14 protein-coding genes and 1 pseudogene are annotated in these 13705 nt (G+C 49.9%); 8 read left to right on the top strand and 7 right to left on the bottom strand.

What is annotated here, in order from left to right; all coding sequences use genetic code 11:
• Nucleotides 1-5: 5 nt before the first annotated feature.
• Together QUF14_RS09885 and ydgH are read right to left on the bottom strand one after the other, a co-directional pair.
• Nucleotides 6-1388 (bottom strand): amino acid permease, encoded by a 1383-nt coding sequence (locus QUF14_RS09885; protein WP_000412394.1) that lies wholly within the window; start codon nucleotides 1386-1388, stop codon nucleotides 6-8.
• A gap of 185 nt (nucleotides 1389-1573) precedes the next feature.
• The gene (gene ydgH / locus QUF14_RS09880; protein ID WP_000769317.1) at nucleotides 1574-2518 is read right to left on the bottom strand and encodes a DUF1471 family protein YdgH; all 945 of its coding nucleotides are present in this window, start codon (nucleotides 2516-2518) and stop codon (nucleotides 1574-1576) included.
• 523 nt (nucleotides 2519-3041) lie between these two features.
• Between ydgH and pntA the strand changes: the two genes are divergently transcribed.
• Both pntA and pntB read left to right on the top strand, forming a co-directional pair.
• Nucleotides 3042-4574 (top strand): Re/Si-specific NAD(P)(+) transhydrogenase subunit alpha, encoded by a 1533-nt coding sequence (gene pntA / locus QUF14_RS09870; RefSeq protein WP_001219377.1) that lies wholly within the window; start codon nucleotides 3042-3044, stop codon nucleotides 4572-4574.
• A gap of 10 nt (nucleotides 4575-4584) precedes the next feature.
• Entirely contained in the window at nucleotides 4585-5973 is a 1389-nt protein-coding gene (gene pntB / locus QUF14_RS09865; protein WP_000014044.1) for a Re/Si-specific NAD(P)(+) transhydrogenase subunit beta, read from the top strand.
• Nucleotides 5974-5997: 24 nt separating this feature from the next.
• Here pntB and tqsA read toward each other — a convergent pair.
• Nucleotides 5998-7032: pseudogene (gene tqsA / locus QUF14_RS09860) on the bottom strand (AI-2 transporter TqsA).
• Nucleotides 7033-7166: 134 nt separating this feature from the next.
• Between tqsA and QUF14_RS29015 the strand changes: the two are divergent.
• From QUF14_RS29015 to mdtI, 3 genes are all read left to right on the top strand, one after another.
• Nucleotides 7167-7337: a protein YdgV gene (locus QUF14_RS29015; RefSeq protein WP_085948401.1), complete on the top strand. Its 171-nt coding sequence runs from the start codon at nucleotides 7167-7169 to the stop codon at nucleotides 7335-7337.
• Nucleotides 7338-7443: 106 nt separating this feature from the next.
• The gene (gene mdtJ, locus QUF14_RS09855) at nucleotides 7444-7809 is read left to right on the top strand and encodes a multidrug/spermidine efflux SMR transporter subunit MdtJ (protein WP_000276155.1); all 366 of its coding nucleotides are present in this window, start codon (nucleotides 7444-7446) and stop codon (nucleotides 7807-7809) included.
• Nucleotides 7796-8125 (top strand): multidrug/spermidine efflux SMR transporter subunit MdtI, encoded by a 330-nt coding sequence (mdtI, locus tag QUF14_RS09850; RefSeq protein ID WP_000046674.1) that lies wholly within the window; start codon nucleotides 7796-7798, stop codon nucleotides 8123-8125. The genes mdtJ and mdtI overlap by 14 nt, the downstream gene beginning before the upstream one ends.
• A gap of 38 nt (nucleotides 8126-8163) precedes the next feature.
• Here mdtI and QUF14_RS09845 read toward each other — a convergent pair whose 3' ends face one another.
• From QUF14_RS09845 to asr, 3 genes are all read right to left on the bottom strand, one after another.
• Nucleotides 8164-8985 (bottom strand): trypsin-like serine peptidase, encoded by an 822-nt coding sequence (locus QUF14_RS09845; RefSeq protein WP_001260847.1) that lies wholly within the window; start codon nucleotides 8983-8985, stop codon nucleotides 8164-8166.
• 99 nt (nucleotides 8986-9084) lie between these two features.
• On the bottom strand, nucleotides 9085-9168 hold the full coding sequence (gene ydgU / locus QUF14_RS09840; RefSeq protein ID WP_000233090.1) for a small membrane protein YdgU: 84 nt from the start codon (nucleotides 9166-9168) through the stop codon (nucleotides 9085-9087).
• A 92-nt stretch (nucleotides 9169-9260) separates the two neighbouring features.
• Nucleotides 9261-9569 carry an acid resistance repetitive basic protein Asr gene (gene asr, locus QUF14_RS09835; RefSeq protein ID WP_001342195.1) on the bottom strand — a complete coding sequence of 103 codons (309 nt, stop codon included), beginning with the start codon at nucleotides 9567-9569 and terminating at the stop codon, nucleotides 9261-9263.
• Nucleotides 9570-9824: 255 nt separating this feature from the next.
• Between asr and QUF14_RS28905 the strand changes: the two genes are divergently transcribed.
• A complete protein-coding gene (locus QUF14_RS28905) occupies nucleotides 9825-9944 on the top strand; it encodes a KPN_01571 family protein (RefSeq protein ID WP_001299090.1) in 120 nt (39 codons plus the stop codon).
• Between the two features lie 47 nt (nucleotides 9945-9991).
• On the opposite strand, the gene ynfM is transcribed toward QUF14_RS28905, so the two are convergent.
• Entirely contained in the window at nucleotides 9992-11245 is a 1254-nt protein-coding gene (gene ynfM, locus QUF14_RS09830) for a multidrug efflux MFS transporter YnfM/SxtP(Kp) (RefSeq protein WP_000091858.1), read from the bottom strand.
• A gap of 106 nt (nucleotides 11246-11351) precedes the next feature.
• On the opposite strand from ynfM, the gene ynfL reads away from it, so the two are divergent.
• Both ynfL and mlc read left to right on the top strand, forming a co-directional pair.
• Nucleotides 11352-12245 (top strand): multidrug efflux transcriptional activator YnfL/SxtR(Kp), encoded by an 894-nt coding sequence (gene ynfL / locus QUF14_RS09825; protein ID WP_001019560.1) that lies wholly within the window; start codon nucleotides 11352-11354, stop codon nucleotides 12243-12245.
• Between the two features lie 134 nt (nucleotides 12246-12379).
• On the top strand, nucleotides 12380-13600 hold the full coding sequence (gene mlc, locus QUF14_RS09820; RefSeq protein WP_000225276.1) for a sugar metabolism global transcriptional regulator Mlc: 1221 nt from the start codon (nucleotides 12380-12382) through the stop codon (nucleotides 13598-13600).
• Nucleotides 13601-13705 lie beyond the last annotated feature (105 nt).

Here is a 13705-nt window from a genome sequence, read left to right as displayed (position 1 = left end):
GAACGTTATCCCACCAGCATCCAGGTCGCCGGAACTGAGGCAATTAACAGCATGCCAATCAGCACCATTTCCTGACGATTCAGTACATTATCATGTGTATGCGTTTTACGCGCGTACAGGAAGACCAGTAGCCCTGGCGCATACAGAACGACGGACAACAGCAGATGCATTGGACCAGAGGCGTACAATAACCATAAGCCATAAATGCAGGCACCGACACCTACCGCTTTATGCAGTGGACGGGTTGCAATTTTCAGCAAGAACGCGCCGACCAGGAAATAAGGCACCAGAATCATTTCTGAGGCGATGGTCAGCAACGTGTTGTAATCGGAACCGGTCAGCCAGATCAGTACCAGACAAATTTGCACGCAGATATTGGTCAGCCACAGTGAGGCGGATGGCGCGGCTTGTGCGTTCTGGCGCGCGAAAATGCGCGGGAATGCTTTATGGGTGGCTGCCAGGAACGGAACTTCTGCCGCCATGATGGTCCAGCTTAAGTACGCACCGCAAACGGAAACGATCAAACCGGCAGCGATGATGATTTCGCCCCACGGTCCCATCATTTCCACCATCAGACCGGCCATTGACGGGTTACGAATTTCAGCCAGTTCAGGACGTGCTACCACGCCCAGCGAAAGCAGCGTTACCAGCAAGTAAACGCCCAGAGCGGAGAGAACCGCCAGCAGTGTTGCTTTACCTACATCACGTTTATTACGCGCACGCGCCGAAACGACCACAGCACCTTCCACACCAATGAAAACCCACAGGGTGATCAGCATGGTGTTTTTCACCTGTTCCCATACCGGTACGCCAAGTGCAAGGCCAGTAAAGTCGAGCTTGAAGGTGTCCAGTTTGAACATCATCATCGCCAGCACAATAAACAGGCCCAGCGGCAACAATTTTGCCAGTGTCGCCACCAGGTTAATGCTGGCAGCGGTTTGTACCCCGCGCAGGATCAAAAAGTGAACAATCCACAATAAAGCCGAGGCACCGACGATCGATTGCCAGGTATTGCCATCGCCAAACAGACGCAATTCCGGCGTGTCCGTAAAAAAGCTTAACGCGGAAAAAACGATCACCAGATAGGAGACGTTGGCGATAACCGCGCACAGCCAGTACCCCCATGCGGAACAAAAGCCGATTAACTCACCAAACCCTTCGCGGGCATAGGTAAAGATGCCGCCGTCAAGCTCGGGGCGAATGCGTGTGAGGATCAGCATGGCAAAGGCCAGCAATAAAATGCCAGCACCAGTAATGCTCCAGCCGATGAGCAGTGCTGCCGGGCTGGCAACTGCCGCCATATTTTGCGGCAGACTGAAAACACCCGCGCCCAGCATTGAGCTTAATACCAGCGCGGTGAGTGCGCTCAGTCCCAGTTTCTTTTCCATCGATATCCAGTGGTTAAAACGTGATTAGAAGAATAAATATTAGGGCAAAACGCATAAAAATGGAGTTTGCCACTGAAGCGCGGGATTTTACGAAGAGATGTGTCTGCATGCAATGGTCGTGGGGAAATTTGTGACTAAAAATGCTAAAGGCGGCATTAAGCCGCCTTATAGTGGTAACTGAATAGTTATTTATACAGATCTGCGCTAACGGTGAGGTTATTACCACGTTCCTGCCACTGGCGGGTGATGTGGTAATACTTAGCGCCTTTCTTCGCGGCACGTTTTGCAACCTGATAGGAGACTTCGGTCATGTTGCCATAGTTGCCAGAGAATTTGATGCTGTCGAATGGAACCATCATCGCTGCTGTTGCTTTGTTCAGTTCTTCGACTTTAGTACCATCAGGAAGCGTGACAGTGTAACGCCCGCCTTTTGATGACTGGGTTTCAAAGAAGCGACCAACTTCAGAACTTGGTGATGCGGTTGTCGCAACCCCTGGGATCTCTACTTTCTTCGCTGCTTCGCCACCCGCAGCCAGAGCTGCACGTCCCGCTTCGGAATCTGCCGGGATCACATCCGGGCTTTGTACGACGCGTTTCTTAGCATCTTTTTTATAGATGAACGCTGTAATGCGCTGGTTACCGCCCTGGTTAGCATCGATTTGACGAACAATGTAGAAAGCGTAAGCGCCTTTCGCTTTTGCCGCTTTGGTGATGGCGTCATTGACTTCAGGCTGGCTACGATAGAAGCCCTGAACGGTAACCGTATCAAACGGTTCAATCAGAACGGCCTGATCTTTTGGCAGTTCGACAACACCGTTGATAACGCGATTACTTGTTTCTTCGGCTTTTTCAGCATCGGCTTTATAGAGGTCAGCGACCACACGCCAGTTACCGCTGTTACCAAAATCAGAAGTGTCGACAACATAAAAAGAGGCGGCACCTTCTTTATCAGCGCGACGAGAAACGGCTTTCACCGCTTCGCCAATAGCATTAAAACGACCGGTAACCACTACACGGTCAAAAGGTTTAACCGCTGCCGCTTGCTCCGGTGTCAGTTCTGTTGCTGCGTTAACGGAAAAGGCCGTAGCAGAAAGCAGTGCCGACGCCAGGAGGGTGTTCTTAAGCTTCATAAAAATAATCCTTCGCCTTGCGCAAACCAGGTACTGGTATTGTTATTAACGAGAAACGTGGCTGATTATTGCATTTAAACGGTGTAACTGTCTGCGTCATTTTTCATATCACATTCCTTAAGCCAATTTTAATCCTGTTCAAATGACGGTCTATGCTTAAAAAACAGCCGTATCAGCATCAATACTACTGAAGCAACTGAATTGTATAAGTTAATTTAATGTTAAGTAATGATTCGTGCCGGGGCGATATCACGTTTTACCTGTCCACCGAAGATAATTATCAGTCTTTATCTAGCGTTCTAAGGTGTTTATCCCACTATCACGGCTGAATCGTTAATATTTTGCGAGTTCACGCCGAAATACTGATTTTTGGCGCTAGATCACAGGCATAATTTTCAGTACGTTATAGGGCGTTTGTTACTAATTTATTTTAACGGAGTAACATTTAGCTCGTACATGAGCGGCTTGTGTGGATCCTGACACAGGCAAACCATCATCAATAAAACCGATGGAAGGGAATATCATGCGAATTGGCATACCAAGAGAACGGTTAACCAATGAAACCCGTGTTGCAGCAACGCCAAAAACAGTGGAACAGCTGCTGAAACTGGGTTTTACCGTCGCGGTAGAGAGCGGCGCGGGTCAACTGGCAAGTTTTGACGATAAAGCGTTTGTGCAAGCGGGCGCCGAAATTGTAGAAGGGAATAACGTCTGGCAGTCAGAGATCATTCTGAAGGTCAATGCGCCGTTAGATGATGAAATTGCGTTACTGAATCCAGGGACAACGCTGGTGAGTTTTATCTGGCCTGCGCAGAATCCGGAATTAATGCAAAAACTTGCGGAACGTAACGTGACTGTGATGGCGATGGACTCTGTGCCGCGTATCTCACGCGCACAATCGCTGGACGCACTCAGTTCGATGGCGAACATCGCTGGTTATCGCGCCATTGTTGAAGCGGCACATGAATTTGGGCGCTTCTTTACCGGGCAAATCACGGCGGCAGGGAAAGTGCCACCGGCAAAAGTGATGGTGATTGGTGCGGGTGTTGCAGGTCTGGCCGCCATTGGCGCAGCCAATAGTCTCGGCGCGATTGTGCGTGCATTCGACACCCGCCCGGAAGTGAAAGAACAAGTTCAAAGTATGGGCGCGGAATTCCTCGAGCTGGACTTTAAAGAGGAAGCGGGCAGCGGCGATGGCTATGCCAAAGTGATGTCGGATGCGTTCATCAAAGCGGAAATGGAGCTCTTTGCCGCCCAGGCAAAAGAGGTCGATATCATTGTCACCACCGCGCTTATTCCAGGCAAACCAGCGCCGAAGCTGATTACCCGTGAAATGGTTGACTCCATGAAGTCGGGCAGTGTGATTGTCGACCTGGCAGCCCAAAACGGCGGCAACTGTGAATACACCGTACCGGGTGAAATTTTCACTACGGAAAATGGTGTCAAAGTGATTGGTTATACCGATCTTCCGGGCCGTCTGCCGACGCAATCCTCACAGCTTTACGGCACTAACCTCGTTAATCTGCTGAAACTGTTGTGCAAAGAGAAAGACGGCAACATCACGGTTGATTTTGATGATGTGGTGATTCGCGGTGTGACCGTGATCCGTGCTGGCGAAATTACCTGGCCGGCACCGCCGATTCAGGTATCAGCTCAGCCGCAGGCGGCACAAAAAGCGGCACCGGAAGTGAAAACTGAGGAAAAATGTGCCTGCTCACCGTGGCGTAAATATGCCTTGATGGCGCTGGCAATTATCCTTTTCGGCTGGCTGGCAAGCGTTGCGCCGAAAGAGTTTCTTGGGCACTTCACCGTTTTCGCGCTGGCCTGCGTTGTCGGCTATTACGTGGTGTGGAATGTTTCGCACGCGCTGCATACACCGTTGATGTCGGTCACCAACGCGATTTCAGGGATTATTGTTGTCGGAGCACTGTTGCAGATTGGCCAGGGCGGCTGGGTTAGCTTCCTTAGTTTTATCGCGGTGCTTATAGCCAGCATTAATATTTTCGGTGGCTTCACCGTGACTCAGCGCATGCTGAAAATGTTCCGCAAAAATTAAGGGGTAACATATGTCTGGAGGATTAGTTACAGCTGCATACATTGTTGCCGCGATCCTGTTTATCTTCAGTCTGGCCGGGCTTTCGAAACATGAAACGTCTCGCCAGGGTAACAACTTCGGTATCGCCGGGATGGCGATTGCGTTAATCGCAACCATCTTTGGACCGGATACGGGTAATGTTGGCTGGATCTTGTTGGCGATGGTCATCGGTGGGGCAATTGGTATCCGCCTGGCGAAGAAAGTTGAAATGACCGAAATGCCAGAACTGGTGGCAATCCTGCATAGCTTCGTGGGTCTGGCAGCAGTACTGGTTGGTTTTAACAGCTATCTGCATCATGACGCGGGAATGGAACCGATTCTGGTCAATATTCACCTGACGGAAGTGTTCCTCGGTATCTTCATCGGGGCGGTAACGTTCACGGGGTCGGTGGTGGCGTTCGGCAAACTGTGTGGCAAGATTTCGTCTAAACCGTTGATGCTGCCAAACCGTCACAAAATGAACCTGGCGGCTCTGGTCGTTTCCTTCCTGCTGCTGATTGTATTTGTTCGCACGGACAGCGTAGGCCTGCAAGTGCTGGCATTGCTGATAATGACCGCCATTGCGCTGGTATTTGGCTGGCATTTAGTCGCCTCCATCGGTGGTGCAGATATGCCAGTCGTCGTGTCAATGCTGAACTCATACTCTGGTTGGGCGGCAGCGGCAGCGGGCTTTATGCTTAGCAACGACCTGCTGATCGTGACCGGCGCGCTGGTCGGTTCTTCGGGGGCAATCCTTTCTTACATTATGTGTAAGGCGATGAACCGTTCCTTTATCAGCGTTATTGCGGGTGGTTTCGGCACCGATGGCTCTTCTACTGGCGATGATCAGGAAGTGGGCGAGCACCGCGAAATCACCGCAGAAGAGACAGCGGAATTACTGAAAAACTCCCATTCAGTGATCATTACTCCGGGGTACGGCATGGCAGTCGCGCAGGCGCAATATCCTGTCGCTGAAATAACCGAGAAACTGCGCGCTCGTGGTATCAACGTGCGTTTCGGTATCCACCCGGTTGCGGGGCGTTTGCCTGGGCATATGAACGTATTGCTGGCTGAAGCAAAAGTACCGTATGACATCGTACTGGAAATGGACGAGATCAACGATGACTTCGCTGATACCGATACCGTACTGGTGATTGGTGCTAACGATACGGTTAACCCGGCGGCGCAGGATGATCCGAAGAGTCCGATTGCTGGTATGCCTGTGCTTGAAGTGTGGAAAGCGCAGAACGTGATTGTCTTTAAACGGTCGATGAACACAGGCTATGCTGGTGTGCAAAACCCGCTGTTCTTCAAGGAAAACACCCACATGCTGTTTGGTGACGCCAAAGCCAGCGTGGATGCAATCCTGAAAGCTCTGTAAACTTGACGGCCTCTGCGGAGGCCGTCACTCTTTATTGAGATCGCTTAACAGAACGGCGATGCTTTGACCTCCAGCTGATTGTTCAAGGGCAATTTTGACAATAATTGTCAACGGCACGGAAAGCAGCATACCCACCGGTCCTAACAATCATCCCCAAAAAATCAACGACAGAAATACCACCAATGTGGAAAGCCCCAGCCCACGCCCCATGATCCGCGGCTCCAGAATATTGCCGAAGACCAGATTAATCAGCAGATATCCCGCCAGCACCAGCAACGCTTCGTAGAAGCCATTAAACACCAGTACCTGAGCGATAGGGGGGATTGCCGCGAGGACTGAACCAATATTCGGGATGTAATTAAGCGCAAAGGCCAGCAATCCCCAGACAAAAGCGAAGCGAACATCGAGTGCGGCGAGCATCGCCCAGGCGACCAGGCCGGTGATGATGCTGATGGCTGTTTTCAGCACCAGATAATGAGACACACTGTCAATCGCACGCTGAATCGCCGCCATCCCTTCAACCGGACGCGCCATCATTTGCTGAAATTTTCCGGGCAATTGTGGCACTTCGAGCAGCATAAACAACACCGTCAGCAGCAATAAAAATATTGATGACATGGCATTAGATAACTGCGTCAATAAGTTGGTGAGCAACGTCATCGCCGCGTTCGGATCAATGTAATGCGCCAGTTGGTCAACTGAGACGTCAATCCCTACGCGTTGCAACAACGGTTCAAGAGCTTGCAGCGGCGTCATAATAGAGTTGCGATATTGCGGTAACGTCCGCGTCAACTCGTTGAGCGCGGAACCCAGATAAGCTAACAGCAACACCATCGCCATCACGATGATGGTCATCAAAATCGACACCGCCAGTACACGCGGCACTCGCCAGCGGACCATGTGTTGCACCAGCGGGTTAAGAATAACAGCAATAAATAATGCGAGAATAAACGGCACGATGATCTCGGCGGCAAAACGGATACCGCAGAGAATAATGACCAGCATTCCCAACATAATGACGATTTTTAGACCATTGAGCGTGATGATCGGCTTTGCCATGCTTGTCCCCGTTTTTTCTTTCTTTGCTAATAATAATGTCTTTTTCGTTCCGTCATCATAACGAAAATCAATCCGCTCGGGTAAAGAAATGAAAATATTTTGAGTTAATTCTTAAGCTATGATACAAATCAGGCGTGTTCAACTACCGAGGACAATTATCATCCGCGATGATGAGAAGCAACACTGCGGATAATTGTAATATTATGGACAATTTGTTCAGGACGTTATTTTCTACATTTACCCATCTTCGTACCTCATCCACTATCTTGCTCGTAGGTGAGCAGCACTGGCGCAACGCGCTTTAGTCCTTTCTTCTGCCTAACCTTGCGCTATGCGCGGGGCTTGATCACTTTGCTCTGGTTTCGCTGAATTGAGCGAAAGATAAAATAATTCTCTTGCAGGAGAAGGACGATGTATATTTATTGGATTTTATTAGGTCTGGCTATTGCTACGGAAATTACCGGCACGCTGTCAATGAAATGGGCGAGCGTCAGTGAGGGTAATGGCGGTTTTATTTTAATGCTGGTGATGATTTCTCTGTCGTATATATTTCTCTCCTTCGCCGTTAAAAAAATCGCCTTAGGCGTAGCTTATGCGCTGTGGGAAGGTATCGGTATTTTATTGATTACCTTGTTTAGCGTTTTGTTATTCGATGAAAGTTTATCGCTGATGAAAATTGCCGGGTTAACGACCCTGGTGGCTGGGATTGTATTAATCAAATCAGGTACCCGTAAAGCGTGTAAACCTGAGCCGGAGGTGAACCATGGCGCAGTTTGAATGGGTACACGCCGTCTGGCTGGCATTGGCAATCGTGCTGGAAATCGTTGCTAATGTCTTTTTGAAATTTTCTGACGGCTTTCGTCGCAAAATCTATGGTTTGCTCTCCCTGGCGGCGGTGCTGGCTGCCTTTAGTGCGCTTTCTCAAGCCGTTAAAGGGATTGACTTGTCTGTAGCCTATGCATTGTGGGGCGGATTTGGTATTGCCGCCACGTTAGTCGCAGGTTGGGTTTTGTTTGGTCAACGTTTAAATCGCAAAGGCTGGATTGGCCTGGTCTTGCTGTTGGCTGGAATGATTATGGTGAAGTTTGCCTGATGAACACGCTGCCCGTGCTGTCGGGCAGCGTTTGAATGCTATTTTTGCAAAAGTTGGTCTAGCTTGTCGCGAAAACCAGTGACAGAAATGGCCCGGTTATCGGCACGCCAGCGATCTTTCGCGGCAGGAGCCGAACTTTGCACGCCAATTAACTGCCAGCCGTCATCGGTATGCAACATCAGAGGCGAACCGCTATCACCCGGCAAAGTATCGCACTGATGCGACATCACCGACGTTTGCGCCCAGCCAGTTACTTCGCAATTTTGATGACTGTATAGCGTATCGAGGTGATCTTCAGGATATCCCGCTTGAGTCACTTTTCGACCTGCCGCTTTTAATGCGGCGGTAAGTGCGGCTTTATCTCCCGCAAATAACGGCAACGGTGTAATGCCAGAAGGGGGATTACGTAGCACAATCAAACCGAAGTCCCACGGCGCAGCTGCGGGAGGAACAATCCAACCATCCCCATCTGCTTTTAACCGCTTTCCCAGTGTCGGGTCAACGCGGCCTTCTATGTCGTGGATCTCATAGCGCCAAAGACCTTTATTTGACACAAAACGCAGCGCCACCGCTTTATCGGCTTTACCCTTTGGCGGCGTCAATAAACAGTGTCCTGCCGTTAATGCCAGATTGGGTGCAATCAGCGTCGCCGTACATAAATTGCCGCTGGCCGTTTCCAGTTGCCCAACCGCATCCCACGGTGATTGGGTCGTGTCATTCACTGGCACACGATCATCATGACCAAAAAACAGGGTGCTGACCTCATCGTTTGCCGATTTGGCAACGTCTGGTTTATCTGCAAACACAAAAGCAGACGTCAAACTAATTGCACCCAACACTACAGCAATGGTTGTACGCATATCACACTCTGGTGGGTAATTATGATTATTAAAAGCAAACCCTCATAAATACTATAGACGGGACGGGATGAAAGTGGGAGTAAAATCAGATAACTACAGTCAGGAAAGATAAAAACGGGCGGCAATCAGTGCGCATAAAATAAGGATGATAAGAATGAACTCAAAGCGATAACGGCCCACCATACTACCCTCCGCTAAAGGCGGTGCTAAACGTTACCCGCTTAGCACCGTAATTTTCAGGCGCGAGGGGGCGCGCCAGCATTACTGTTGAAAACTTACGCTGCGGGTTGTGCAGCAGGTTTTGCCGGTTGCTGATGGCTGTGTTTCCCGGCGTGTTTCTTCGCTGCCTGCGCTTTTTGTTCAGGGGCTTTCTGTTCAGCTTTCGTATTTTTATGATGCTTTTTAGCCGCCTGCGCTTTCTGGGCAGGTGCTGCTTTATGCTGTTTTTTATGATGTGTAGTTTTCGCCGGCGCTGCTTTGGTGGTCGTCGCAGTCGGAGCTGGTGTGGTCGCAGTCTCTGCAGCAAAGGCGGCAGAAGACAGACCCATAGCAGCGGCAACAACCAGAGCTAATACTTTTTTCATTGTCATACCCTCAATTTGTTTTTTCATTTAACCCCACTGCGGGGCCGTTGAAATAACTATATCCCTGGGAATGGCAGACTTCCGTGAGTGGTTGGTTTCAGCGTGTAACGATATGTACAAACGTTAAATAAATTACAGCGTTGATAATAACGTATTGTGACTTAAGGGAAATTTAGCTACCAATAATAGTAGTCTTGATCGGGTTAACTATTTTACTACTTACAAAGCGGTAGAATAACTGCGCATCAGTAATAAATGACACACAGCAAAATGAATCCGTTTATTTGGGTACTTATAATCCTGATGACACTAGATGCGCTGCGGGAATTGGCTGGCGCTTCGTCTATTTTAGGATGGCTATTAACGTTGGTTTGAGCAGGCAATAAGTCCGGATGGGTATTTACCGCAGTCCGGACTTATTTTTAGGCGTGCAGACGACGATGCAAACGCGTCCCGACCAGCAGAGCAATGACCAGCATCAGAGCAATAAATGCGCCGACGCCGTTCCAGCCATAGTTATGCCAGAAAACACCACCCAGCGTCCCGGCAATACTCGACCCCAGATAGTAACTGAACAGATACAGCGAGGAGGCCTGGCCTTTAGCGCGTTTTGCGCGGGGGCCGATCCAGCTGCTGGCAACTGAGTGGGCTGCGAAGAATCCGGCTGAGAAGAGTAACATTCCGGCAAAGATTAGCCACAGCGAGCTGAATAAGGTCATCAGTAAACCAAACAGCATAACCCCCGTCGAAAACAACATCACCGGACCGCGCCCATAACGGGTGGTCATGGTTCCGGCTTTGGGTGAGCTCCATGTACCGGTCAAATAAGCCAGCGATAATAAGCCAACCACGGCCTGACTGACATGCCAGGGGGAGAGCATCAACCGATAGCCGATGTAATTAAACAGCGTGACGAACGACCCCATCAGCAAAAAGCCTTCTGCGAACAATAACGGTAATCCCCGGTCACGCCAGTGCAGACGAAAGTTGATAAATAACGTCTTAGGGCGCAGCGAAGTCGGGCGAAAATGGCGTGATTCAGGGAGGATTTTCCAGAACATCAACGCCGAGGCCAGCGCGAAACAACCGATTGCCGCCAGAGCAATTCGCCAGTTGAAAAAGTCCGTGAAGACACCGCTAATTAAGCGTCCGCTCATGCCGCCAATTGAGTTGCCGCTGATATACAACCCCATCGAAAAGGCCACGAAACTGGGGTGGATTTCCTCGCTAAGATAAGTCATGCCAACAGCTGCCACGCCACTTAACGAAAGCCCAATCAAGGCGCGCATAATCAAAATGCCGTGCCAGCTGGTCATCATTGTCGAAAGTAACGTACAAATGGAGGCCAACAGTAGCGCCGTGACCATCACTGGTTTGCGACCAATGGCATCGGATAGCGGGCCAGTAAACAGCAAACCGATAGCCAACATCGCCGTTGAAATGGACAGTGAAATACTACTGTTCGCAGGCGTTAAGCCAAACTCCTGCGAAAGCACCGGAAGGATAGGTTGCACACAATAGAGAAGTGCGAAGGTTGCCAGTCCGGCAGAGAAAAGCGCCAGGGTGACGCGCATAAATTGCGGCGTACCGCGTTTAATAAATTGATTTGGCTGAGAAATGCTTTGCTTGTCAGTGACGCTTGCCGGAGCGCCATCAACAGTTGTAGTACGGCTCACTTGAAATCCTTGCTAAATATGCCTGTGGATCAGGCTTATGAATAGATTAGGAAAATCGAATTGTTCTGTCTAATATATTAATAATCTCAAATAAGATGTTTTAAATATGAATATTGAACTTCGTCATCTGCGTTACTTTGTTGCTGTTGCGGAAGAGCTGCATTTCGGGCGCGCCGCTGCCCGTCTGAATATTTCGCAACCACCGCTAAGTCAGCAGATTCAGGCGCTGGAGCAACAAATTGGTGCCCGACTGCTGGCAAGGACCAATCGCAGTGTATTGCTGACGGAAGCAGGAAAACAGTTTCTTGCAGATAGTCGGCAAATCCTGTCTATGGTGGATGACGCTGCCGCTCGCGCTGAAAGGCTGCATCAGGGCGAAGCGGGGGAGTTGCGCATTGGTTTTACTTCGTCCGCTCCTTTTATTCGGGCGGTGTCCGATACGTTATCGCTGTTTCGTCGTGATTATCCCGATGTCCATTTACAAACCCGCGAAATGAACACTCGCGAGCAAATCGCTCCGCTCATTGAAGGAACGCTGGATATGGGATTGCTGCGTAACACAGCGTTACCGGAGACGCTTGAACACGCAGTCATCGTCCATGAACCGCTTATGGCGATGATCCCGCACGATCATCCCCTGGCAAATAACCCGAGTGTAACGCTGGCTGAACTGGCGAAAGAACCCTTTGTCTTTTTTGATCCGCACGTAGGGACAGGGCTGTATGACGATATTCTCGGGCTGATGAGACGTTACAATTTGACGCCCGTCATCACTCAGGAGGTGGGTGAGGCAATGACCATCATCGGTCTGGTTTCCGCTGGTCTGGGTGTTTCAATTTTGCCTGCGTCATTTAAACGTGTTCAGCTCAACGAAATGCGCTGGGTGCCGATTGCTGAAGAGGATGCGGTTTCTGAAATGTGGTTGGTCTGGCCGAAACACCATGAACAAAGTCCGGCTGCGCGTAACTTTCGTATTCATCTGCTGAATGCTCTCAGGTGAGGGAAATTTCAGCGAAAAAGCCCGAAAAATGTGCTGTTAATCACATGCCTAAGTAAAAATTTGACGACACGTATTGAAGTGCTTCACCATAGCCTACAGATTATTTCGGAGCGCGAAAATATAGGGAGTATGCGGTGGTTGCTGAAAACCAGCCTGGGCACATTGATCAAATAAAGCAGACCAACGCGGGCGCGGTTTATCGCCTGATTGATCAGCTTGGTCCAGTCTCGCGTATCGATCTTTCCCGTCTGGCGCAACTGGCTCCTGCCAGTATCACCAAAATTGTCCGTGAGATGCTCGAAGCACACCTGGTGCAAGAGCTGGAAATCAAAGAAGCGGGGAACCGTGGCCGTCCGGCGGTGGGGCTGGTGGTTGAAACTGAAGCCTGGCACTATCTTTCTCTGCGCATTAGTCGCGGGGAGATTTTCCTTGCTTTGCGCGATCTGAGCAGCAAACTAGTGGTGGAGGAGTCGCAGGAACTGGCGTTAAAAGATGACTCGCCATTGTTGGATCGTATCATTTCCCATATCGATCAGTTTTTTATCCGCCATCAGAAAAAACTTGAGCGTCTGACTTCGATTGCCATTACCTTGCCGGGAATTATTGATACGGAAAATGGTATTGTACATCGCATGCCGTTCTACGAGGATGTAAAAGAGATGCCGCTCGGCGAGGCGCTGGAGCAGCATACCGGCGTACCGGTTTATATTCAGCATGATATCAGCGCATGGACGATGGCTGAGGCTTTGTTTGGTGCCTCACGCGGGGCGCGCGATGTGATTCAGGTGGTTATCGATCACAACGTGGGGGCGGGCGTCATTACCGATGGTCATCTGCTACACGCAGGCAGCAGTAGCCTCGTGGAAATAGGTCACACGCAGGTCGACCCGTATGGGAAACGCTGTTATTGCGGGAATCACGGCTGCCTCGAAACCATCGCCAGTGTGGACAGTATTCTTGAGCTGGCACAGCTGCGTCTCAATCAATCCATGAGCTCGATGTTACATGGACAGCCGTTAACCGTTGACTCATTGTGTCAGGCGGCATTGCGCGGCGATCTGCTGGCAAAAGACATCATTACCGGGGTGGGCGCGCATGTCGGGCGCATTCTTGCCATCATGGTGAATTTATTTAACCCACAAAAAATACTGATTGGCTCACCGTTAAGTAAAGCGGCAGATATCCTCTTCCCGGTCATCTCGGACAGCATCCGTCAGCAGGCCCTTCCTGCGTATAGTCAGCACATTAGCGTTGAGAGTACTCAGTTTTCTAACCAGGGTACTATGGCAGGGGCTGCGCTGGTAAAAGACGCGATGTATAACGGTTCTTTGTTGATTCGTCTGTTGCAGGGTTAACATTTTTTAACTGTTCTACCAAAATTTGCGCTATCTCAATTTGGGCCTGGAAAGCATAACTTAGACTTTCAAGGTTAATTATTTTCCTGGTTTATATTTGTGAAG

Source organism: Escherichia sp. HH091_1A, from assembly GCF_030295175.1.
GTDB lineage: Bacteria > Pseudomonadota > Gammaproteobacteria > Enterobacterales > Enterobacteriaceae > Escherichia > Escherichia coli_F.
The sequence above is the reverse complement of the archived record's forward strand: the minus strand, read 5'-3'. Positions and strand labels throughout refer to the sequence as shown.